Raw genomic sequence first — 22170 nt, 5'->3', positions numbered from 1 at the left:
AGTTATTTTAACATGTTTTTAGATGTTTTGTTTAAAAATCAGCCCATTTGTTAAAAAATATGAATTTAAAAAGTGTTCAAATTGATAGTCAGGTCTTTATAAAGCCAGAATATTTAATCCATCCTTTTATTTCAGGAAATAAATACAGAAAGCTTAAATACAATATTGAAACGTCAAAATCCCAAGGAAAATCGACACTTTTAACCTTTGGCGGAGCCTACTCTAATCATATAGCAGCAACAGCTTATGCAGGTAAGGTTTATAATTTTAAAACAATTGGCATTATTAGAGGAGAAGAACTAAGGTCTAAGATTACAACTAACCCAACTTTAAAATTTGCCCAATCTAACGGAATGCAGTTAGAATTTGTTTCTAGAGAGGCTTATAAAAATAAGTCAAAGGTTGAATTTCTAGAGGAGCTTCAATCTAAGTATGGTGATTTCTATTCAATTCCTGAAGGTGGTACTAATGCTTTAGCTGTAAAGGGCTGTGAGGAGATACTAGATAATGAAGATGCTAAATTTGACTTTATTTGTTGTAGTGTCGGTACTGGTGGCACGATTTCTGGGTTGATAAACGCATCAAAACCGCATCAAAAAATATTAGGGTTTCCTGCCTTAAAAGGTGATTTTTTAAAACAAGATATTTGTAAATTTGCAACGAAAGAAAATTGGGAGCTAATTACAGAGTATCATTTTGGTGGTTATGCCAAAATAAAGCCAGAGTTAATTACGTTTATCAATACCTTTAAGGCTAAATATAATATGCCGTTAGATCCTATTTATACTGGTAAGATGCTTTATGGAATTTTTGATTTGATAGAAAAAGGATTTTTTCCTGAAAACTCAAAAATATTAGCAATTCATACAGGTGGTTTGCAAGGAATTGAAGGAATGAATTTAAAATTAAAACAAAAAGGGTTGCCCTTAATAGAATGAACTTAAATCTTAAATATATTGTGCTAGTTTTGGTTGTAACAGCCTTTAGTTGTGGTCCAAAAAAAGGTATTGCAACTAAGAAAAAACATAGCAAGAACAAAACTGAAGAGGTGGTTGTTAATAAAACAGAAGAAGTTGATTCGGACAAAGTTGACAAAACAGTTACAAAACTACCAACTTCGACCGAAAACTATATTGCTCAATATGTTGAAATAGCAAAAGTTGAAATGCGAAAATCTAAGATTCCTGCTAGTATTACATTGGCACAGGGAATTTTAGAGTCAGCTTCTGGTCGTGGGCGCTTGGCTGTTGAGGCAAATAATCATTTTGGGATTAAATGTCATGGCTGGCAAGGTGCTAAAATCTATCATGACGATGATGCTTCACAAGAATGTTTCAGAAAATATATAAAAGCAGAGTCGTCTTATGAGGATCATTCAGATTTTTTAACAGGACGCAAGCGTTATGCAAATCTTTTCAAACTAAAACCAGATGATTACAAAGGCTGGGCAAAGGGATTGAGAGCGGCTGGTTATGCTACAGATAGACAGTATCCACAAAAATTAATCAGTTTAATAGAACGCTATCAGTTGTATAAATACGACCAAGAAGTTTTGGGTAATAAGGATACTGAAGTTGAAATTGTAAGAGTAAACAGTGGAACAACAATACATATCGTTAGTAAAGGAGATACGCTTTACTCACTATCTAAACGCTATAGTACTACCGTTGATGCAATAAAGAGTTTAAATAGGCTCAACTCTAACGATCTTTCCATTGGTCAAGAATTAAAGATTCCAAATTAAATTATGTTATATCAAAGAAGTAGTGCCCTATTCAAAGAAGCACAACAAGTTATACCTGGTGGAGTAAATTCACCAGTAAGAGCATTTAATGCTGTAGGAGGCACTCCAATTTTTGCTAAATCTGCAAAAGGAGCTTATGTTTATGATGAAGATGGAAACCGGTTTATTGATTATATCAATTCTTGGGGACCAATGCTTTTGGGTCATGCTTTTCCTCCAGTAGTTGAAGCAGTGATTGAGAAAACCCAATCAGGAACCTCTTTTGGAATGCCAACAGCTATTGAAACAGAAATTGCAGAATTAGCCGTTTCTATGGTGCCAAATATTGATAAAATTCGTTTTGTTAATTCTGGTACAGAAGCTTGTATGAGCGCTATAAGATTGGCAAGAGGATTTACTAAAAAAGATAAAATTATCAAGTTTGCTGGTTGTTATCATGGTCATAGTGATTCGTTTTTAATAGCAGCAGGAAGTGGCGCTGTAACATTTGGTACTCCAAATAGTCCAGGTGTGACTCAAGGTACTGCAAAAGACACATTATTGGCAAGGTATAATGATATCGAAAATGTTAAACAACTAGTTGATGCAAATAAAGGTGAAATAGCTGCAATTATTATTGAGCCTGTAGCTGGTAATATGGGTTGTATTCCACCAAAGGAAGGATTTCTAGAAGGGTTAAGGTCAGTTTGTGATGCACATAATGTATTACTGATTTTTGATGAGGTAATGACCGGTTTTAGATTGGCCAAAGGTGGAGTGCAAGAGCTTAAAAGTATCGATGCAGATATAGTTTGTTTTGGTAAAGTTGTAGGTGGAGGACTGCCAGTTGGTGCATTTGCTGCGCGAAACGAAATAATGAATCATTTAGCACCTCTTGGTCCAGTTTATCAGGCAGGAACTTTAAGTGGGAATCCATTGGCAATGGCTGCTGGTTTAGCAATGCTAAAGGCTGTAAATAATGACAAGGGTTTAATGAATAGGCTAGAAGAGAAGACCAAGTATTTACATACAGGTATTGCTGATGCATTAAATAAAAATAATATTGTACACCAAATTAATAGAATAGGTTCAATGATTTCAGTGCATTTTTGTGATGATGCTGTTGTGGACTTTGAAAGTGCAGCCAAAGGGAATAATGAAACTTTTAAAAAGTTCTTTCACGGAATGCTAAACAAAGGCATCTATATAGCACCAAGTGCCTTTGAAACTTGGTTTATAACCGATGCGCTAACTTATCAAGATTTAAATGAAACTATTGCAGCAGTAGAGGAAGTTGCAAAAACCTTATAATAAAAAAAAGCTTCGCAATTGCGAAGCTTTTTTTATATGTAATGATAAAACCTATTGTTCAGTGAAGGTTTTGTAACGTTCGTATTGTTCTTCAGAAAGTATTGCTTGCATTTTAGTTTCTAGGTTGCTTTCAACTTTTTCTAAGGCAACTTGATCCATTTTAGTTGCTTTTTTTAAGTTTATTTTAGCTCTAGTGTACTCTTGAAGTGCTAAATATACCTGATCTCTCTGGTCATTATCAAACTTTATGAATTTTCTTAAAGCTTCAGTTTTTTCTGATGCTTGAGCGTTAACTTCAATTAAGTCTGCGTTTTGAGCAATTGCAGATTGAGTTCCTAAGAACATAGCAAAAGCAAAGGCACATAGTGTAAATATCTTTTTCATTATGGGTTATTTAGTTATTTCGGTTACTAAAATAATAATTTTATTTAAAACTGTTTATCAATTTATAAGTTACAAGAAAATTAATTTTTTCTTACTTCGACTTTTTGCTTAGCCTTTTGTTCTTTAGAGTTTATTTTATTATAAATCTCGTACTGTTCAGTTGTGAGGATTTCTTTAAGCTGACTGACTAGTTTTTCAGAGTGTTCTTGCCTATGCTTTTTTACTTTTGTTTTAATTTCCGCTTTGTTATCATCATTTTTAGAAGCGATTATTTTCTTTAGTTCTTGTTTTCTTTTTATTTCTTCGGTGAAATGTTCAAGCATTACAGTATAGACCTTTTCCTGCTGATCGGAAGTGAGGTTTAATTGTTTAATCAATTTTTGAGTTTCAATTTTTGCATGGACTTGAGCTGATTCCTGATGCTTTTCAATTTTTTGACCATTTTTATGGGTTGAAACTTTTACTTTTTGCTCTTGCGCTACAGCGTTCAATGTAAAAAAAGCAACAGCAATTAATACTAATTTTTTCATTTTTGTATATTTTATAATTTATATTGAAATAATCTTTTGCGAAGTTTAAAAATACTAAATTTTAAGCTGTATAGTAGGGTTTGTTAGTATTTTATGAGTTTTAGGGTTGTTTGGTATAGCTTGTCTTGTTCAACTTTATTTTTTAACCAAGCATAAAAACTAATAACAAAGATGTCTTCGAGTTCTACGTTAGTCCATTCAAAGGTTGTTTTGAGCTGTTCTGAGAATTTTTGGTCTTTTATTATTTCTGAATTTCTGTAAAATTGTTCAGCGTAATTTAAAAAAGTCAGTATTCGAGATTGATTAATTTCTTTTAGATATTTTGTGTAGCGACGCTTAAAGCTTTTTAATCTCGAGTAAAGCAAATCGTCTTCTTGCAATTCCATATATAGCAATAGTTCTGCAATGTTTTTCTTTATAACCCAATCGATTCCTGCCTTCTCTATATACCAATTATCTGTATGGTAGAATTTCGATAAAATTAATTTCGCTTTAAGGAAATCTTCTTTTTGAAAGTAAAACATTAAGAGCGAAAGATGTAGGTCTAGTAGTGATTCAATATCGTTGTGCTTTTTTTTAATAACAATTTCCACCTGTTGTATGGCTTTATCTTGGTTATTGAGATAGTTATTGTTTAGGGCTTCGACAAGGGTTTTCTTTAAAATAAATTCTTTCTGATAGATGCCTTTTTTTAACTTCATTAATTCATTCATCTCATCAATATACTTTAGTGAGGCTTCAAATTTTTTGTTTCTAAACAATGTATTGGCAATAATGTATACAATGTGAATTTGATAATAAAGCTGTTTGTTTGTTTCTTTTTTATCTTTTAGTATGCTGTAGCTTTTTAGTACAAAATCTTCAATTTCAAAATACTTGTTTGTTACTAATGCCGAAATATTAGCTATAGTCAAAATTTGGTATAAGGACTTAAACGAAAGGCTTTCGTTAAGCTCTATGTTAGAGGATTTTAATATGTCCTGCAGTTTGCTTTCAAAGTTAATGACCTTGCCTTCATAACTTATAGAATTTAAAACGGATTTTAGTTTGGCGTAAACAATATTCAGTTGGTCTTCTAGCTGATGTTTGTCCTGATTTTCTTTTTGTTTAATAATGAGGTTTTCAAGATTTGCTTTTGGAAAATTAGGTGCATATTGAATCTTGGTGTGATAAATTTCGTTTAGAATTGGGTACAGCAAATGTTCATCAGCCAGACGTTCGGCTTTATCCAGAATCTTATAAGCGATATCGTAGTTTTTTTGAAGCAAATAAGTGCGAGAAGCAAGAATGTATTTAATAATCTGAATATCAATTGAGTTCTCGTCGTCTAAGTTTTTATTCGCTGTAAAATCAATTAATGATTGAAAAAGTCGCTTTCTAAGCGCATGGTAGGCATTGCTTTTTTCTGTCTTATAAAGTTGTTTGCAAATGTCTTTGGAGCTTAATTCTGACTTAACCAATAACTTAAATAATTGAATGTTTTTAGTGTCTCTTCGTTTATTCTTTTGCTGAAGGTAAGCAATGAATTTTTGTTGATCTTCTGGGTTAAAAGTTTCAATTATAGATTTTAAAGCAATCATTTAATCGTCAGTAATATTATATAATAGATAATAAATATAGGTAATAAGTAATAACATAAATATAAAATGTCGTCAGTTTTTTAATAATATTAGTTTTCCTGTTATTGGCTTTTGTCGCAGATTTGCCTTGTAATCATTAAAACAAATTATTATGAATTATCAAACAACAGTATCCTTAAAGGATGAAGAAAAAGTAAAAGCAAAAAAGAAAGAAGACAAAGTTTATAATCAAAAACCAACTCCAGCTTTTATTGGTGCTTCGTGGACAGCATTACTAATAGGTATGGTCTCATATTGTGTTGGGTTATGGAATGCCACTATGGAGCTTAACGAAAAGGGCTATTATTTTACAATTCTGCTTTTTGGTTTGTTTTCGGTTATCTCTGTACAAAAGGCTGTGCGAGATAAATTAGAAGATATACAGGTTACGGAAATGTACTATGGCATCAGTTGGTTTACCTCAATTGCGGCAATAGTATTGTTGATTGTTGGACTATGGAATGCAGATTTGGAATTGAGTGAAAAAGGGTTTTATGGTATGTCGTTTACGCTGAGTCTTTTTGCTGCAATTGCAGTACAAAAAAACACAAGGGATGTGGCCTATATTGATAAAGAAATTGAAGCTAAAGAGGACTAAAATTAGTTTTAATGATGGTTAGTTAGTAACCCAAAACCTCGTAGATGATAAAGGCTGCGAGGTTTTAAACTTTTTTATCATGAAAAATAGATTGACAAGATACCTTTCGGAATTTTATAGTATAAAATTAACACGACCAATATCAGATAAAGTCAGAATACTGGAAATACTAGGAGTTGTCCTCACAGGTGTTGGAAAATTCATTTTTATGGATTATCTAAATTGGAGGTTGCCATTTGTAGTTGTTGCTATTTTAGCTTGGTCTTTTTATGTATTGTATCGCTACAAAAAGGATAAGAATGTACTAAAGGATTGGGGATTTAGATTTGATAACTTTAAGCATGTTTTAAAACTCATGTTACCGTTTGCAGTGATTTCGGTAGTTTCATTTTTTATTATTGGTTATTTTCAAGGTACAATTAACGTAACTTGGCATATTATACCCTTACTCATTACGTATCCTATTTGGGGAAGCATTCAACAATTTTTGACGATTGGTTTATTAGCAGGAAACTTAAAGGATTTTAAACACTTTAAACTGAGGAAGGCTACTATTATTCTTATAACGGCTTTGTTCTTTTCACTTGTGCATTATCCCTCAGTTTGGTTAATGATAGGTACATTTATCTTAGCCCTATTTTATGGTTATATTTACTTAAAAGCCAAGAATGTTTATGTACTTGGTTTGTTTCATGGCTGGCTTGGTGCTTTATTTTATTATACAGTTGTTAATCAAGACCCATTTGCGGATGTGTTTATGAAATATTTCTAGTACGCATTTTTTAGTATCTTGTTGAAAGTAATTTTACGATGTTATGTCTTATTGGGTCTCAACCTTATTATTAATCTTAGGAATATATATTGCCATAAGTATTGCACTATACTATTTGCAAGATTATATGCTCTTTAAACCAGAGAAATTGCCCAAGGATTTCCAGTTTGATTATGAAAACCAAATGACGAAAGAGTATAATCTCGAAACCAGAGATGGAGCTGTTATTAATGGTTTACGATTTTTTCCAAAAGGAGAAAGTAAAGGTGTGGTATTGTACCTAAAAGGAAACTCAAAAAGTATAAAAGGTTGGGGGAAGTTTGCCGTGGATTTTACAAGGCATGGCTATAATGTATTTATGGTAGATTATCGTGGTTTTGGGAAAAGCACAGGGAAACGTTCGCAGAAAGTCATAAAGCGGGATTTGCAATTGGTTTACAATAAAATTAAGGAACAAACTACAGAAGATAACATTATCCTTTATGGTCGTTCATTAGGTTCTGGATTTGCTGCAAAGCTTGCTTCGTTAAACAATCCTAAAATGCTTATCCTAGATGCTCCATATTACAGCTTAACCAAAGTCACAGCACGATATGCGCCATTTATGCCATTGTCTCTTTTAATGAAATATCCATTGCCTACTTACAAGTGGTTAAAGTATGTGCAATGTCCAATTCATATTATTCACGGTACGCACGATAAGTTAATTCCGTACAAGTCTAGTGTAAAACTGGCTCAGATTAACCCAAACCTTACTAAATTGCATACGGTTATAGGTGGAGGCCACAAGAATTTAAATAACTTTGAATCCTATCATAAAATGTTAGACGATATTCTTAATAGCCAAACTAAAACCATTGACTTAGAAACTACAAGTATTAATGTCATTCACACATCAAAAAGGACGAAAAAAAAAGCTTAAAGGACTTATAATTGTTCTTTTTAGTTTATATGTTATGATAGGATCTGTACTTTACTTTTTTCAAGAAAAAATATTGTTTTTACCAACAGTATTAGAACAAGATTTTCAGTACAATTTCAATACTTCATTTGAGGAATTATTTTTAAAAACTGAAGATAATGCCACCATAAATGCACTTCACTTTAAAGCTGAAAATGCTAAAGGTGTAGTCCTTTATTTTCATGGCAATGCTGGAGATTTAAGTCGTTGGGGAACAATTACCGAATATTTTGTCGAGAAAGACTATGATGTTTTGGTTATGGATTATAGAACCTATGGAAAAAGTGTTGGTAAATTAAGCGAAGATGCTTTATATAAAGACGCTCAGTATTGTTACGATTACCTATTGAAGCATTATACCGAAGACCAAATTACGTTGTATGGGAGGTCTTTAGGTACAGGAATAGCATCGTATCTAGCCTCAAAAAAACAACCAAAACAACTCATTTTAGAAACGCCTTACTTCAGTATTTTAGATGTTGCTAAACATCGTTTTCCTGTGTTACCTGTAAAGCAGTTATTAAAATATCAGTTCCCTACATATCAATATCTGCCTAAAGCTAATTGTCCTATTTTAATAATTCATGGCACTGAAGATACTGTTGTGCCTTACACCTCTGGTAAGAAACTTACAGAGTTAAATATTGAGGAGTTGGATTTTATTACGGTTGAAGGTGGAGGACATAATAATCTTATTGAGTTTGAAGCGTATCACAAAGCAATTGATAACGCCTTAAAATAAAAAAAGGCTTCAAGTTAACTTGAAGCCTTTTAATAAAATTATATCTCGTATTAGTCCTTTTTTATAATAACCTTAGGATCTAAAATATCATTGATACGCTCAATAGCATCTGCTATGTGAATTCTACTCATAGTATCTCCACCACGCGCAGAACGTAACTGACTACGTAAGGTTTTTAATTCTGCTCTTACAACTGCTCTAATATCAGATTGACTGGTATTAACAGGAGTCACTTTTACATAAGGGCTAAAACGTCTTCCGCTTTGGTTTTCAGCAGTCATTAAATATGCTAACCTATCTATGTGAGCACGTTGTAAATTACGTCTGTAAGTATCAATTTTATTACCTGTACGTAATTCACTCCAAACACCAGTACGAAGATCTTTCATCATATCTGGTAAGGAGTAAGCATTACTATCGTAAGTGTGCGCTTCGGTTAAACGTTGCATTTTACCTAGACTTAAGATGTTATTTATTGTTCTAGCTTGTAATGCTCTAACGCGTTCCACAGAACCTGTAAATTCAATTCTATCAAAAATTTCTTTATTTATTAACCATTCTGGTGTATTAAACAAGTTATCTTGAATAAATTGCATAGCTTTCTTCTGGTGCTCTTTTGGTACAGCAGTATAAACAGCACCTTCTTGTCCAGCAGCTTTGTAATGTTCGTAAACACCACCAATATTATTAGAAACATGTCCCATATAACGGTTAAACTGTGATATAACATGACCATACATTTCTTGTAAATCGTCATAATCTTCGCCAGTTTTTGTAGTCCACTCAATTAAGTTTGGTACAATACGCTTTAAATTCTTGATACCATATTCGCTGGCTAACATTGCATCATCTCCTAGGTCTTCAGTTTGAGAGCTAGGATCTACAACATCACCTGCTTGTTGATGACCAAAACGGTACATAGGGTCACCAGCATGCTCAGTTATCCAATCGTTTAAAATAGGCTTTTCTTCTTCAGCTGTTTTGTCTAAAATAGGTCTGTAACCCCAAGCAATAGCGTATTTATCATAAACACCAATGTTAGGCATTAAAGCCACACCTTCATCACCAGGTTGTGCAACGTAGTTAAAACGCGCATAATCCATAATAGAAGGAGCAGTACCAAACTTTTGGGTGAATTCAGCATCTCTTAGTTTCTCAACAGGATACGCAACACTACTACCCATATTGTGTGGTAAACCTAACGTATGTCCAACTTCGTGAGCAGATACAAAACGAATTAAACGTCCCATAACTTCATCTTTAAATTGTGGACTCTGTGCATCTGGGTTAATTGCTGCAGTTTGAACAAAGAACCAACCGCGTAGTAATGACATTACATTGTGGTACCAATTGATGTCACTTTCTAAAATTTCACCAGTTCTTGGGTCACTAACATGTGGTCCATTAGCATTAGGAATAGGAGAGGCTAAGTAACGCACAACAGAATAACGTGCATCTTCAGGACTCCATTCAGGATCTTCTTCAACAGAAGGAGGGTCTTTAGCAATAATTGCATCTTTAAAACCAGCTGCTTCAAAAGCTACTTGCCAATCTTCAATGCCTTGCTTAATGTATTTTCTCCATTTTACTGGAGTTGCTCTATCGATATAATAAACGATTTGTTTTTTAGGTACTACTAATTCACCTCGTTTAAATTTCTCAATATCTTCATCTTTTACTTCTAATCTCCAACGGTCTAAATACGTTAAAGATTTACTTTTTTGGTCCTCTTGTCCATAATCTGTAGTGCTACTAGTAAACCAGCCTACACGCTCATCAAAATAACGACGTTTCATTGGGTTGTCTGGTAGTAAAATCATTGAGTTATTGATCTCAATAGAAATAGTTCCTGTACTAGAGTTAGAAGGTGGACGACCAGCTGCGTAGGTTTTTACGTGGCGCGCTTCGATATTTCTAGGGTAACTTTTAATGCTTTCAATAAAAGACTTGTCTGCTTCTAAACGTGTTACTCTGTAAGGTGTTCTTCTAAATTGTGGAAGTCCAAGAGATTTTACATCTTTTTCAAACAAAGGAGAAGCATCAATAACTGTGCTTGTCGAGTCTTTGCTATAAGCTTTTATTGGGAATGTGTAAAGTACAGGCTCGAAATTAGAATTTTTAACAGCTTCGTTTACTGGTAATGAATCTGCTGCAGTAACATTGTATGATACAACACGTAAAACTACTTTTTTACCTTTTTTCTCCCAGCGTAACACTTGTTCGTTCTGCTTTCCGCCACCAAAACCTAAACCACTTGCAGTTTTAGAAATACGTGTTACCATGAGCATTTCTCTGTCAAAAAGAGAATCCGGAATCTCGTAATAAAATTTATCGTCTAAACTATGAACTGTAAATAGGCCTTTGTCACTTTTTGCGTCTTTAGTGATGACTTTGTTGTAAGGTTGTGGGTCGTTTTTTCCAGGTTTTTTAGCTGGTGGTTTTGCCATTGCAGTGGCATCTTTTTTTGATTTGCTGGCCTTTTTAGCTGTAGAACATGAAAATGCCAAAAAAGCAGAAACTACAAAAAGTAGTTTAATTGATAGTTGTTTCACTTTTGTCGGTTTTTAAAAAATTTCGATGAAAATACGGATTCCGTTAAGAATCTCTCTGTTGAAAAACCGATTTTAGTATTTATTTAACGTGCTTAATCTAGGGTATTTAAGTAGTCTTGTATAAGCTGAACGCCTTCTGTATGTAAAATTGTAGTTCCAATAAATGGCATACCTATACCATCAATATCAGTCGAAATTCTATAATCAATACTAAAGCTTCGTTCCACAATATTGCTGTCTTCTAAAGAGGTTTCAAAAGCGAGATCTAATGTTGATTCATTTTCGCAATGACCACCAGGAATATGACAGTGAGCACAGTTGATATCCATATAAGCTCTAGCTCTGTCTTCTAATGAAAGAGAGGTGTCTTCCCAATTAGGAAATCCTCTAACCGAAGAACTATTGTCTACACCAGTCAAGTATCCATTACTAATGAATTGATTTAATTGATTAACACCGTTTATATCAAAATTCATTGACCTTAATTTAGGTCCAATAGGAACTACATTGCCAAAAGAACTATGACAAGTAAAACAATCTGTATTTGATGGTATTTCGTAATTTATGGAATTGGTCGTTCCGCTTTCGTCAATCCATGTTACCGGAACCGTACTTCCCGTTAAATCTAACACAGCTTCTGTTTGTTCTGCATTCCATTTGTAGTCACCTGTTTCCCAAGTACCATTAATTTTTATAAGAATACGTGTTTCTAGGATAGTACGTCCTAAAGCTAAATCACGCTCATCAGCATTGTAATAAAATGTTTTAGCTATTACAGTATTGTCTGGAAAAATAGGTAAACCATCTCCATCAAATACTAAACTGGTATTTTCAGGTAATGCTATGATGCGTTGCTTATGTGCGTAATCGGTAAAAAGTTGCGTGCTTAGTTGATATTCAAAAGCTTTTGAACTTATGTTTAAATCACTTAGGTCACCAGAAAATAGGTTTAATTCAGATAGGTTTGGTCTAAACTCTGGAATTACTGGTAATGTTGCTGTTGTAAAACTAAGAACTTCAGAATATAAACTTGAGTTGTTTGAAGAACAATCTACTTGCACATATACATCGTAAGTTGTCTCTGGTGCCAGATTCAGTAATTCAGTAGAAGTTAGTGAAGCATTAACCGTAGTGCCTGAACCTACAGTAAAACCAGACAGACCGTATTCTATAGTATAAGAACCTGCCTCATTAGCATCATCCCAACTTATAGTTGCTGAAGTTGTTGTAATGTTATTTGCTCTTATGTTTGTTGCTTCAACACAAGCTTCAACTGTGTCGTCGTCGTCATTACTACAAGAAAACAATATAAAAACGAAGGCAAGCGCGAGATATTTTTTCATTGGGCTACTGATTTTTCTTTTTAAATGCAGTGTGAAAATACTAAAAATGAAGGAAATAGCAAGAATATGTTTTTTTGAACCACTTTTTTTTAAAAACAAAAGGAACTACCTCACGATAATTCCTTCTTAAAAATTAATATTTTGTAGTTGTTAAACGACCTCCACAAACAATCCTTCATCGGTTTTTTCAACCTTTGTTAAACCGTGTTTACCTAGACCTTTAAGACCTTTGTCCCAGCCTTTATTGCTTAAGCCAGATTGAGTTTTCAGTTCGTTTAAATCCATACGTTTTTGAGTTTTTAAAATCTCAAAAATAGCTTTTTCGTTATCGCTTAAATCTACTTTTTTCTTCTCTGGCCGCATCTGAGGGAAGAATAAAACTTCCTGAATACTCTGATTGTTGGTTAAAAACATAATTAACCTGTCCATACCAATTCCCATACCAGATGTTGGTGGCATACCATATTCTAACGCACGTAAAAAATCGTGATCTATAAACTCAGTAGCTTCATCATCACCTTTTTGAGCGAGTTTTAATTGGTGCTCAAAGCGTTCGCGTTGATCTATTGGGTCGTTAAGTTCTGAGTAGGCATTTGCAATTTCTTTACCACAAACCATTAGCTCAAAACGCTCTGTTAATTCTGGGTTTTCTCTATGCTCTTTGCATAGCGGACTCATTTCTTTTGGGTAGTCTGTAATGAATGTTGGTTGTATATAGTTGCCTTCACATTTCTCTCCGAAAATTTCATCTATCAACTTGCCTTTACCCATGGTTTCATCGACTTCGATATGCATGCCTTTTGCAGCAGCTCTAATTTCATCTTCAGATTTGTTATAAATATCAAAACCTGTAAATTCTAAAATAGAATCGCGCATGGTAATACGCTTATAAGGAGCTTTGAAATTAATTTTATGCTCACCAAAAGTAGCTTCGGAAGTACCGTTTACAGCAATAGCACAATGTTCTAATAATTGCTCACAGAAATCCATCATCCAGTTATAGTCTTTGTATGACACATAGATTTCCATAGCTGTAAATTCTGGATTATGCGTTCTGTCCATACCTTCGTTACGGAAGTTTTTAGAAAACTCATACACGCCATCAAAACCACCTACAATAAGACGTTTTAGGTACAATTCGTTTGCAATTCTCATATACAAAGGAATATCTAAACTATTGTGATGTGTAATAAATGGACGAGCAGCAGCTCCACCTGGAATTGGTTGTAATACTGGAGTTTCTACTTCAAAATAACCTGCATCATTAAAAAACTGACGCATCGCATTAAAAAGTTTTGTTCGTTTGATGAACACCTCTTTAACGTGTGGGTTTACCGCTAAATCTGCATAACGTTGTCTGTAACGTTGCTCTGGATCGGTAAATGCATCATAGGTTTTACCATCTTTAACCTTTGGTATTGGTAACGGTTTTAAGGCTTTGGATAATAACTTAAAGTTTTTAACCATAACGGTTTTTTCACCAACTTTAGTAGTGAAAAGTTCTCCTTCAATTCCAACAAAATCACCTAAATCTAGTAATTTTTTGAAGACATCATTGTAAAGTGTTTTGTCTTCACCTGGACAGATTTCATCTCTGTTAAAATAGACTTGTATGCGACCTTCGCTATCTTGCAATTGTGCAAAAGATGCTTTTCCTTGCACGTTTATAGCCATTAGACGACCAGCAATAACAACCTGTTTACCTTCCTTGTAATCCGATTTTATCTGTTTAGAAGTGTGGTTTACTGGGTATAAATTTGCTGGATAAGGATTAATCCCTAAAGCACGTAATTTTTTTAACTTTTCGCGTCGTACTAATTCTTGTTCTGAAAGTTGCATTCTTGTGATTTTAGAACTGCAAAATTACACTATTTCAAAAAATTAGAGAATTACTTTTTAATTAGTTTTTATCACCTCTAAATTTTCTTTTAAATCTTCATTTTCAGGATGAATTTTTAAAGCATCTTCAAGTATTTTAATGGCTTTCTCTTTTTGGTTGCTAACTCCCAATGTATTGGCTAAACTCATAAAAGTTCGCGGCTCGTCAGGGAATAATTTTGTATTGAACGTAAACACTTCTATAGCTTCTTCGATTCTATTGGTTCCATATAAGATTCTACCATAAGTGTTTAACTCAAACATACTTGTTACCTTGCCTTCAAACGTTTTTAAGAGTTTTTTGCTTTTTTTCTTTAAGCCTTTAACGCCTTTTTGTTTTAATACATTGTCAATAGCTGTTACAATTTGGTAATTGGATTTGTAGTCGTTAATGGTAATAATATTCTGAATATCTTCCTCAAACGTTTTTACAGGATGTTCCACTATTCGGTTAATTTCTTCACCATTTTTGTAGAAAATTATAGTAGGTACTCTGTGTATATTTAAGCCAGTTTCTTCGTGCTGAGGGCTTTGTTTGTACATGTTGGGTTCTCTACTCACAGCAATGACAGTAAGCTGATCCATTGGGAAATTACAAGCTTCTAAAACTTTATATAATTTTGGAACTTCCTGTTTGCTGTCACCACACCAAGTGCCCATAAAAAGTTTTATTTGGTAGGTTTTTAATTCTGATGCAATGGCTTTTGTTATAGCAGTGTTCGGTTGGTAATCTTCATGGTTTTTAGTAAACCAAATTGCATAATTTTCACCTTCTAAACCACTTTTGTCAATTTGTCCAAGTAGGTAAGGTGTTTTGCCTTCTTCAGCTATTTCTTTGTTTAAGCTTTGTGCGTTAAGTTGAATTGAAACTGTAAGTATGATTAATACTGTTAGAATGTTCGTTTTCATGATGATGATTTTTTGAGATTGAAATTTGAGATAGGTTGTCACCTTGCATGCAGTCGAATAGCTATTAGTTTTAAAGCACTTCGACTGCACTCAGTGTGACATTTGTGGGTTTAGCTTACTTAGCTGCCACAATATTTCCTTTTATTTTTAGGATTTTGTTTCCACCTTCTGCATTAGATGTAACAGTTACTGTCTTAGTAAAAGCACCAAGTTTTTTGGTATTGTACTTAATCTCTAATTCACCTGAATCTCCTGGTTGTATAGGCGCTTTAGAATAGCTTGGTACTGTGCAACCGCAGCTTGTTTTTACATTAGTAATTAGTAAAGGAGCATTGCCAGTATTGGTAAAAGTGAAGGTTCTTGTACCATCTGAATTTTGTTCTACCGTACCGTAATCGATAACTTCGGTTTTAAATTTTATGACAGCTATTTTGCTATCATATTTATCTAATTCTGCTGGTGCAGCATTAAATAAACCTAAAGTCAATGCTAATAGAATGACGATGTTTAATGTTCGTTTCATAATAAATTTGTTTTATAATTAATAATGAAACAAACATCAAGCTTATCGATGTAAAATTTGAAAAATTAAGGTTGGAAATCGGTACTAGTACCTAGGTTGAATTTTTTAACTATTTGATAAACAGTGATTTTGCGTCGTCTCTGGATTGCACGTTCAATTTCTTGTAGATGTTATTGGTGTGCGATTTTACAGTGCTAACACTCAAAAAAAGTGCTTCTGCAATATCTTTATTGGTTTTGTCTTTGAGTAAATGCTCTAAAACCACCTGTTCTTGTTTGGATAATTTGGCTTTTAAATCCTCAGTTTTCGATTGTTTTACTTTCCAGTTGCGATACAGTAAAAAGGCATTTAACAGAAATGAAAGTATTAAAATTAAGTAAAGATAAATGTTAGTATTTGAGCCTGAATTATTTCCACCAGAAGAAGCCAACATATAACGATCTGCAGCTAACTCGTTGATGTATTGCTTGGTGTAAGGAGCGTTTGGATAGGTGTCTTGAAGACGTTGCTTTAAATCATCATAGTAACTGTTATTCTTCAAGTCTTCAACATAATAGTTGTGCAAATCACTACTTCTATCCGATAAGTATGCAAAAATGGATAACTCTGCAATAGGTTCGTTTAGGGCTTCACCATAAGTTTGTAAGGCTTTAAACCATTTTTTGTTGTTCAGTTTTCGGTTGGCTTCACTTCTAAATTCACCATAAGCAAAACGCATATCATTTTTTAGTGAATCTATCCTTACAAATGCATTCGCCTTAGGGTTGTTAGATTCTATTGTGCAGAAGACTTGGTTTCCAAAGGAAAAGGGCAGTTTTAACGTGTCTGTGTTTTTGGCAATAAATAACAGTTCTTCACTATCGTTACAATGCCCATTAAAGTGGTTTGGTCCTTGTTGAGTTTCTGTACATTTATCTACATGAATACGATAAATCCTATTTTCGGCATCCAATATATTGCCTGTAAATTCGAAAAAACCAGTAGAATCTGCTGTAGTTTTGGCAATAATTTGTTCGGAATAAACGCCAGACATTTTTCGGTAATCTTCAACAATAGAAAGGTACACGTTATTATTCCATTCGTCTGGATTTACATAGCCAGAGAACGAATATTGTGCCTCACAAAAGAGTGAAATTGATAAAAACAGTATAAAAAATGGCAATCGCATAAAACGAAACTACAAAATTTTAAAAACAAAAGCCCCTTTTTATTTCCTCAGAGGGGAAAAACCCATTGCGCTCATACTCATGTTCTAAATTTGGGCTAAATAAGTGTAACAAATTTAGTAAAACGACGTCTTATTTGTACATCAATCAATCTTACTGAACTTGTTTTAGTATAAAAACGAAATTATGAGTATCTGGCGTGTTATACTGTCCATTATTTGCCCACCTTTAGCGGTTTTAGACAAAGGTTGTGGCTCAATCCTGATCACTTTTTTACTATGGCTTTGCGGTTGGGTTCCAGGCGTTATTGCTGCATTAGTGATCTTAAATAATCCTGAGCGATAAATAGCCCCTTTTAATTTAACTCAATATCCTATTTAAAATGATTGTATCGTTGAATCTTCGATTTCCCCAAAGGGGAAAAACGGCTATAAAATAATTTACAGAAGTTTGCCTATAGGTTTTTGCAACCTACTAAAAGCCTATTTTTTTGGTTATCTTTGTGGTTTATGAATCAATAATAAAATTCCTTCCCGTTGGGAAGGTTAGGATGGGAATGAAAAGATTATTACTATTGTTTGTTTTTGCTTGTTTTTTAACGAGTTGTAATGTTACTGAATCCATTGTTTTTAACAAAGATATGGGTGGTGAATATACATCGTCATTTGATTTGTCTCCGATGATGAACTATGCCAATTCTAACCGACCATCTTCTGTGGAACGACCAGCAAAAGAAAAAATAGATACCACCATTGTTTTCAATGATTTATTTGAAACACACAAGGATAGTATTGCTGCACTTTCAGCTGACCAACGCGAACGTATGGAAAAACTAAGAGGGATGGTTATGGATATGCATATGAATGAAGAAGAAGGTGTTTTTGAATTTCATATGACGAAGCCTTTTGTTGCTTTTGAGGAATTAAAAAGCATAACAGAACAGGTAGATGATGCCTTAGATGTTGCTAAAGGTGTAGGGAACTCTGATGGACAAGCTCCAGAAGGACAATTGGATGAATTAACCAAAACAGATAAGATTACATATTCTTTTGATAATAATACATTTAGCAGATATCATCCAGAATTGCCAGAAACAAGTGATTTGGAAGATGATATGGATGAGGAAGAAGATGGTTATGAAGAAGAGGAGAGTGATATGGCAAAGCAATTTGAAATGCAATTTGAAGAGATTTTTTCAACGGCATATTATACTTTGGTTTATAAATTTCCAAGAAAGGTAAAATCTGTCTCGCAAATAGGTGCGGTTATATCTGAAGATGGTAAAACAGTAACTTACAGAGTAGCTATGAGTGATATGCACAAGAATAATACACTCATGAATATAGATGTTGTTTTAGAAGATTAAGATTTGAATAAAACCGTAAAGCTCCAAGACTTAGGCTTAAAGGATTTTAAAGAGACTTGGGACTACCAAGAAACCCTTTTTAAAGCCATTTTAGATACCAAAATAAAGAATAGAAGAGAAGATGCAGGTTTAGAAACCGACAATCATTTCCTCTTTGTAGAGCATCCTCATGTTTATACTTTGGGCAAAAGTGGTGACATGTCTAATCTGTTGCTTTCTGAAGCCCAACTTACCGAAAAAGGAGCTACATTTTACAAAATAAATAGAGGGGGAGATATTACCTACCATGGTCCTGGGCAGATTGTAGGTTATCCAATTTTGGACTTAGATAACTTCTTTACAGACATACACAAGTACTTACGCTTTTTAGAAGAAATGATTATTCTCACTTTGGCAGAATACGGTTTAAAAGCCGAACGCAGTCCTGGTGAAACAGGTGTGTGGTTAGATGTTGGCACTCCGTTTGCGCGCAAAATCTGTGCTATGGGAGTGCGTGCCAGTCGTTGGGTAACCATGCATGGTTTTGCACTTAACATAAATGCTGATTTGGGTTATTTTGATAATATTATTCCTTGTGGAATTAGAGGGAAAGCGGTAACATCTTTAAATAACGAATTGGGTATGGATAGAGTAGATGAGGAAGCGGTTAAAGCTAAGCTTTTGAAGCATTTTGAGGAGCTTTTTGAGGCTGAACTCGTTTAACTTTTGATATATGTAGTTGCTAGGTTTAGCACTTAACTTCGCAAATATGTACTAAGTTGGAGATTCTGTTTTGGATTTCCAATTAGGTGAGAATAAACAATTACTTAAAGCTTTGGTTGATAGCTTGTTATTTTTTCCAAACAGGACTCTCATTTCTGCCATTTGTATTGGTTAATTGAATTCGTTCTTTTGTGCTAATGTTTATTTTCCAAATATTGTAATTTCCTTTACTTCCTGCTGTATAAACAAGCCATTGTCCATCTGTGGACCAATCTGGTGAATAACATTCAATACTGTCATTGGTAAGATTGTACAAATTTGTTCCATCAGAGTTCATTACAAATAAGTCCCAATTAGTACCATTGATTCCATAAAAAGCTATTTGTTTTCCGTTGGGAGAAAATTTAGCTCCAGAATCGTAACCAATTTTGTTAGTTAGTCGCCTGACATTTTTACTATTGGCATCCATTATATGTATTTCACCATTTGCAGCGTGTGAAGTGTCCGATGAATCACGTAATTGTCTGGTAAATATAATTTTTTGACCATCATTAGACCAACTAGGACTTTCTTCATAGAATCTATTTTGTGTTAATTGCCTAATATTTGAACCGTCTTTGTTCATGAGATATATGTTTCTAGAAAGAGAATCTCTTTCACTCATAAAGACAATTGTCTCTCCATCTGGTGATAATTCAGGAAGTACGTCAGATGTTGGATGATTTGTTAGTCGCTTTATATCAGACCCGTCAGATTTTAGAGAATATATTTCTGGGTTACCATCTCTTTTAGAATAGAAATAAAGCCTTTTCCCATCACCAGACCAAGAAGGACTAAAGTCGAGAGAATCATGATTTGTAATATTTCGCAGATTCTCCCCATTAATATCCATTACATATATTTCAGAGTTACCGTCTCTATCAGTCACAAAAGCAATTTCTTGGTTTAATGATAGTGTCTCATGGTTTAGTATTTCCTTTTTAACCTCTTTGCACGAGGTGAAAATTAAAAGAAACATCAAAAATTTAAATGTATCCATTAGTTTGTTTTGTTTACTGTAATATTAATAGTATGAGATAATTTCAATATATCAAATCAGACGTTACTGAAACAAGTTTAGCACAAGTAAACGAAGTTAGGCTTTAAAATTTATAAAGTCAAGCTAAGCCGTTGTATTAAAAAAGCATTTAGCTTTCCGTTAATTGAAGGATTTATTTTGCTTTAAAAGGTGTTATAGTATAACCAAGTTTTTGCAACTGGTTAATAAGTCCGCATTCAAACATTAAATGGCTTAGTCCAACAGCAATGAAGCAATTATTTAATTCAAGTTGTTGGCTTATAACTTTCATCCATTTGTTATTTCTGTCGGTTAATATCAGTGCGTTTTGGCAACGTTCATTGAGTTGGTATTCAATGTCCATTTGCTCGTACCAATCCGTTTCTTCGCAGTCAGTAGGTTGCCCAGCTTTAATACGTTTTATGAGGTTTGCAAATCTTTTTTTATGCACCTTTCTGGGCATTCCTTCTATGTCTTTATTGAGGAGTGCTATCTGTTCTTCTGTGGTTTCAAGACCTACTAGTTTTATGTTTAGCTGCTCCGCTTTTAGGCCTATATAGTCATCTAAGGAATTGGACGTATCGGTAGAATCCTTTGCTAAGCAAAATTGTGCTTTATAATACCGATTTAGAAAGGCATACATTTCTGGCGGAGTCATTTTTTTAAAATCGGTAGGACTGCTTGCAAATAAGTTTTCAATATAGGCTAGATTGTCTTTGCTTAGATACTTGTTCCATTTGGTTTGTTTGGTTCTTCTGTTTATAATGTCTTCTGCCATCTGCCCAGGAATATTTAGGTTTTCCTTTATTAAAACGTTGCAATTTCTGAGGCTTTTATTAGCATTGGTTAAGGAATCGAAAAACGTTTTTCCAAACGCATGATGCGTGCCAAATAAATATGAAGTGTAGTCTGAATTTGGCTTTTCTATTTTAAATAAAATGGTGTTAGTTGTACTAGATTCTTGAGCAGCTGAAAATTGAATCACCAAAAAGGTTAATAGCACCAATATTTTTGATATTCCATTCATGGTTTGCTCCAGATTTGATTTATACTATTCTCTTCATTAACCATTAATAGATTAGGTTGTGGTGTGCTTCCGTCAAATATTAAAAATGAAGAAAATAAGAGCAATTCATCTTTAAAAAACGCAACCCAATGTGGTACTGATGGAGCTGTTTGCTGAAGAATAGTTTTGTGGTCTCCGTTTTCATCAACACTATCAAACGACCTGTTGCCCCAATATGCTATAAGTAATTTTCCGTTACGATAGTCTGCATCAAAAAGTTGATTTCGGTTTAATGGCGCATTGTCAACCGTATTATCAATCAAATTATGCCATGATTTTAATACTTTACCGTTTTGCTCAACCAAATAACAAGTGTTATCATTTAGTAAGAGGATAAGGTTGTTATCTACGGCTCTAATTCTGTTTATATTCTGATCAAATTCAAAATATGTTTCAGGTTTTTTACCTTTTTCTAAACTATAAACTAGAGGGTAACTACCAAAAACAATGTGGTTGTCAGAAAGCATAAAAAAGCCACCTTCACCGATGCGCCAGTCGTCCTTAAACCAATCCCATATAACTGTTGGTGTACTGTCTATGGTGGTTTTTAAAATTCTTATTTTGAACTCTTGACGTTCATCGATATACCTTCTCTCTATGATGTAAATTTCTTTTTTATTACTGTATAATATATAGTCGCTTGCGGCATAATCGGATTGTATAAAGACTTTTGGATTAGTACCTTTTTTCCATAGCATTACACATGCTTTGTGGTTAGGGTCATCTATTGGATTTATGTAGGACCAAAGCACATTATCACCAACCGTTATCATATTACCTGTTGGATGAGCGTGTACTACTAATGTTACGACAAACATTAGTGCACAAATGAAGATGGTATATAAAGATTTATAATTCATTCTACCCAACTTAACAGGTAAACGAATTTAATTGAAAATTACTAAAAAATCAAACTAAGCCTCAGCATTAAAAAACACCTTATAAAAGTGCATTTTTTCATCGTCGTT

22 protein-coding genes are annotated in these 22170 nt (G+C 33.7%); 10 read left to right on the top strand and 12 right to left on the bottom strand.

From position 1 onward, the window contains the following. The first annotated feature begins 59 nt into the window (after positions 1-59). Genes ACFFGA_RS00160 through hemL form a run of 3 tightly spaced genes read left to right on the top strand, consistent with a single transcriptional unit; the run spans position 60 to position 3034 of the window. Complete coding sequence (locus ACFFGA_RS00160; RefSeq protein WP_386057909.1) at positions 60-938, top strand: 1-aminocyclopropane-1-carboxylate deaminase/D-cysteine desulfhydrase; 879 nt, start codon at positions 60-62, stop codon at positions 936-938. After that, a complete protein-coding gene (locus ACFFGA_RS00155; RefSeq protein ID WP_386057906.1) occupies positions 935-1744 on the top strand; it encodes a glucosaminidase domain-containing protein in 810 nt (269 codons plus the stop codon). The genes ACFFGA_RS00160 and ACFFGA_RS00155 overlap by 4 nt, the downstream gene beginning before the upstream one ends. A gap of 3 nt (positions 1745-1747) precedes the next feature. Then, complete coding sequence (hemL, locus tag ACFFGA_RS00150; RefSeq protein ID WP_386057903.1) at positions 1748-3034, top strand: glutamate-1-semialdehyde 2,1-aminomutase; 1287 nt, start codon at positions 1748-1750, stop codon at positions 3032-3034. 51 nt (positions 3035-3085) lie between these two features. Here hemL and ACFFGA_RS00145 read toward each other — a convergent pair whose 3' ends face one another. The 3 genes from ACFFGA_RS00145 to ACFFGA_RS00135 all read right to left on the bottom strand — a co-directional run bounded on the left by ACFFGA_RS00145 (position 3086) and on the right by ACFFGA_RS00135 (position 5528). Further along, a complete protein-coding gene (locus ACFFGA_RS00145; RefSeq protein WP_386057901.1) occupies positions 3086-3418 on the bottom strand; it encodes a hypothetical protein in 333 nt (110 codons plus the stop codon). 80 nt (positions 3419-3498) lie between these two features. Next, the gene (locus ACFFGA_RS00140) at positions 3499-3948 is read right to left on the bottom strand and encodes a DUF4890 domain-containing protein (protein ID WP_386057898.1); all 450 of its coding nucleotides are present in this window, start codon (positions 3946-3948) and stop codon (positions 3499-3501) included. Positions 3949-4031: 83 nt separating this feature from the next. Continuing rightward, on the bottom strand, positions 4032-5528 hold the full coding sequence (locus ACFFGA_RS00135) for a hypothetical protein (RefSeq protein ID WP_386057895.1): 1497 nt from the start codon (positions 5526-5528) through the stop codon (positions 4032-4034). 151 nt (positions 5529-5679) lie between these two features. On the opposite strand from ACFFGA_RS00135, the gene yiaA reads away from it, so the two are divergent. The 4 genes from yiaA (at position 5680) to ACFFGA_RS00115 (ending at position 8640) form a co-directional block, all read left to right on the top strand. Beyond that, entirely contained in the window at positions 5680-6165 is a 486-nt protein-coding gene (gene yiaA, locus ACFFGA_RS00130) for an inner membrane protein YiaA (RefSeq protein WP_386057892.1), read from the top strand. Between the two features lie 79 nt (positions 6166-6244). After that, positions 6245-6937: a CPBP family glutamic-type intramembrane protease gene (locus ACFFGA_RS00125; protein WP_386057889.1), complete on the top strand. Its 693-nt coding sequence runs from the start codon at positions 6245-6247 to the stop codon at positions 6935-6937. A gap of 43 nt (positions 6938-6980) precedes the next feature. Next, complete coding sequence (locus ACFFGA_RS00120; protein ID WP_386057886.1) at positions 6981-7859, top strand: alpha/beta hydrolase; 879 nt, start codon at positions 6981-6983, stop codon at positions 7857-7859. 34 nt (positions 7860-7893) lie between these two features. Further along, complete coding sequence (locus ACFFGA_RS00115) at positions 7894-8640, top strand: alpha/beta hydrolase (protein ID WP_386057883.1); 747 nt, start codon at positions 7894-7896, stop codon at positions 8638-8640. Between the two features lie 50 nt (positions 8641-8690). Here the strand turns inward: ACFFGA_RS00115 and ACFFGA_RS00110 are convergent, their stop codons facing one another. The 6 genes from ACFFGA_RS00110 to ACFFGA_RS00085 all read right to left on the bottom strand — a co-directional run bounded on the left by ACFFGA_RS00110 (position 8691) and on the right by ACFFGA_RS00085 (position 17013). Further along, positions 8691-11192: a zinc-dependent metalloprotease gene (locus tag ACFFGA_RS00110; RefSeq protein ID WP_386057880.1), complete on the bottom strand. Its 2502-nt coding sequence runs from the start codon at positions 11190-11192 to the stop codon at positions 8691-8693. 92 nt (positions 11193-11284) lie between these two features. Next, a complete protein-coding gene (locus ACFFGA_RS00105; protein ID WP_386057878.1) occupies positions 11285-12535 on the bottom strand; it encodes a fibronectin type III domain-containing protein in 1251 nt (416 codons plus the stop codon). A gap of 150 nt (positions 12536-12685) precedes the next feature. Then, entirely contained in the window at positions 12686-14374 is a 1689-nt protein-coding gene (lysS, locus tag ACFFGA_RS00100) for a lysine--tRNA ligase (RefSeq protein ID WP_386057875.1), read from the bottom strand. Between the two features lie 57 nt (positions 14375-14431). Continuing rightward, positions 14432-15322: a hypothetical protein gene (locus ACFFGA_RS00095; protein WP_386057872.1), complete on the bottom strand. Its 891-nt coding sequence runs from the start codon at positions 15320-15322 to the stop codon at positions 14432-14434. Positions 15323-15437: 115 nt separating this feature from the next. Beyond that, on the bottom strand, positions 15438-15845 hold the full coding sequence (locus ACFFGA_RS00090) for a DUF1573 domain-containing protein (RefSeq protein ID WP_386057869.1): 408 nt from the start codon (positions 15843-15845) through the stop codon (positions 15438-15440). Positions 15846-15954: 109 nt separating this feature from the next. After that, positions 15955-17013, bottom strand: coding sequence for a response regulator transcription factor (locus ACFFGA_RS00085; protein WP_386057866.1), 1059 nt, complete (start codon positions 17011-17013; stop codon positions 15955-15957). Positions 17014-17197: 184 nt separating this feature from the next. Between ACFFGA_RS00085 and ACFFGA_RS00080 the strand changes: the two genes are divergently transcribed. From ACFFGA_RS00080 to lipB, 3 genes are all read left to right on the top strand, one after another. Further along, positions 17198-17356: a YqaE/Pmp3 family membrane protein gene (locus ACFFGA_RS00080; protein WP_092446701.1), complete on the top strand. Its 159-nt coding sequence runs from the start codon at positions 17198-17200 to the stop codon at positions 17354-17356. Between the two features lie 211 nt (positions 17357-17567). Continuing rightward, positions 17568-18377 (top strand): hypothetical protein, encoded by an 810-nt coding sequence (locus ACFFGA_RS00075; protein ID WP_386057862.1) that lies wholly within the window; start codon positions 17568-17570, stop codon positions 18375-18377. Between the two features lie 3 nt (positions 18378-18380). Then, on the top strand, positions 18381-19079 hold the full coding sequence (lipB, locus tag ACFFGA_RS00070) for a lipoyl(octanoyl) transferase LipB (protein WP_386057860.1): 699 nt from the start codon (positions 18381-18383) through the stop codon (positions 19077-19079). A 127-nt stretch (positions 19080-19206) separates the two neighbouring features. Here the strand turns inward: lipB and ACFFGA_RS00065 are convergent, their stop codons facing one another. The 3 genes from ACFFGA_RS00065 to ACFFGA_RS00055 form a co-directional block, all read right to left on the bottom strand. Further along, positions 19207-20118 (bottom strand): TolB family protein, encoded by a 912-nt coding sequence (locus ACFFGA_RS00065; protein WP_386057858.1) that lies wholly within the window; start codon positions 20116-20118, stop codon positions 19207-19209. A gap of 172 nt (positions 20119-20290) precedes the next feature. Next, entirely contained in the window at positions 20291-21163 is an 873-nt protein-coding gene (locus ACFFGA_RS00060) for a TraB/GumN family protein (protein ID WP_386057855.1), read from the bottom strand. After that, positions 21160-22062, bottom strand: a complete 903-nt coding sequence (locus ACFFGA_RS00055; protein ID WP_386057852.1) for a hypothetical protein — start codon at positions 22060-22062, stop codon at positions 21160-21162. Before ACFFGA_RS00055 ends, ACFFGA_RS00060 begins: the two co-directional genes overlap by 4 nt. Positions 22063-22170: the final 108 nt, after the last annotated feature.

Source organism: Winogradskyella pulchriflava (assembly GCF_042434315.1).
Classification (GTDB): Bacteria; Bacteroidota; Bacteroidia; order Flavobacteriales; family Flavobacteriaceae; genus Winogradskyella; species Winogradskyella pulchriflava.
The sequence above is the reverse complement of the archived record's forward strand: the minus strand, read 5'-3'. Positions and strand labels throughout refer to the sequence as shown.

What these genes read in the sequence shown, in the direction of transcription:
- ACFFGA_RS00140 (WP_386057898.1), bottom strand. Translation starts at nt 3,948, where the DNA reads ATGAAAAAATTAGTATTAATTGCTGTTGCTTTTTTTACATTGAACGCT.
- ACFFGA_RS00155 (WP_386057906.1), top strand. Translation starts at nt 935, where the DNA reads ATGAACTTAAATCTTAAATATATTGTGCTAGTTTTGGTTGTAACAGCC.
- hemL (WP_386057903.1), top strand. Translation starts at nt 1,748, where the DNA reads ATGTTATATCAAAGAAGTAGTGCCCTATTCAAAGAAGCACAACAAGTT.
- ACFFGA_RS00125 (WP_386057889.1), top strand. Translation starts at nt 6,245, where the DNA reads ATGAAAAATAGATTGACAAGATACCTTTCGGAATTTTATAGTATAAAA.
- ACFFGA_RS00145 (WP_386057901.1), bottom strand. Translation starts at nt 3,418, where the DNA reads ATGAAAAAGATATTTACACTATGTGCCTTTGCTTTTGCTATGTTCTTA.
- ACFFGA_RS00135 (WP_386057895.1), bottom strand. Translation starts at nt 5,528, where the DNA reads ATGATTGCTTTAAAATCTATAATTGAAACTTTTAACCCAGAAGATCAA.
- ACFFGA_RS00085 (WP_386057866.1), bottom strand. Translation starts at nt 17,013, where the DNA reads ATGCGATTGCCATTTTTTATACTGTTTTTATCAATTTCACTCTTTTGT.
- ACFFGA_RS00055 (WP_386057852.1), bottom strand. Translation starts at nt 22,062, where the DNA reads ATGAATTATAAATCTTTATATACCATCTTCATTTGTGCACTAATGTTT.
- ACFFGA_RS00090 (WP_386057869.1), bottom strand. Translation starts at nt 15,845, where the DNA reads ATGAAACGAACATTAAACATCGTCATTCTATTAGCATTGACTTTAGGT.
- ACFFGA_RS00060 (WP_386057855.1), bottom strand. Translation starts at nt 21,163, where the DNA reads ATGAATGGAATATCAAAAATATTGGTGCTATTAACCTTTTTGGTGATT.
- ACFFGA_RS00095 (WP_386057872.1), bottom strand. Translation starts at nt 15,322, where the DNA reads ATGAAAACGAACATTCTAACAGTATTAATCATACTTACAGTTTCAATT.
- ACFFGA_RS00105 (WP_386057878.1), bottom strand. Translation starts at nt 12,535, where the DNA reads ATGAAAAAATATCTCGCGCTTGCCTTCGTTTTTATATTGTTTTCTTGT.
- ACFFGA_RS00115 (WP_386057883.1), top strand. Translation starts at nt 7,894, where the DNA reads ATGATAGGATCTGTACTTTACTTTTTTCAAGAAAAAATATTGTTTTTA.
- ACFFGA_RS00160 (WP_386057909.1), top strand. Translation starts at nt 60, where the DNA reads ATGAATTTAAAAAGTGTTCAAATTGATAGTCAGGTCTTTATAAAGCCA.
- ACFFGA_RS00075 (WP_386057862.1), top strand. Translation starts at nt 17,568, where the DNA reads ATGAAAAGATTATTACTATTGTTTGTTTTTGCTTGTTTTTTAACGAGT.
- ACFFGA_RS00080 (WP_092446701.1), top strand. Translation starts at nt 17,198, where the DNA reads ATGAGTATCTGGCGTGTTATACTGTCCATTATTTGCCCACCTTTAGCG.
- ACFFGA_RS00065 (WP_386057858.1), bottom strand. Translation starts at nt 20,118, where the DNA reads ATGGATACATTTAAATTTTTGATGTTTCTTTTAATTTTCACCTCGTGC.
- lysS (WP_386057875.1), bottom strand. Translation starts at nt 14,374, where the DNA reads ATGCAACTTTCAGAACAAGAATTAGTACGACGCGAAAAGTTAAAAAAA.
- yiaA (WP_386057892.1), top strand. Translation starts at nt 5,680, where the DNA reads ATGAATTATCAAACAACAGTATCCTTAAAGGATGAAGAAAAAGTAAAA.
- ACFFGA_RS00120 (WP_386057886.1), top strand. Translation starts at nt 6,981, where the DNA reads ATGTCTTATTGGGTCTCAACCTTATTATTAATCTTAGGAATATATATT.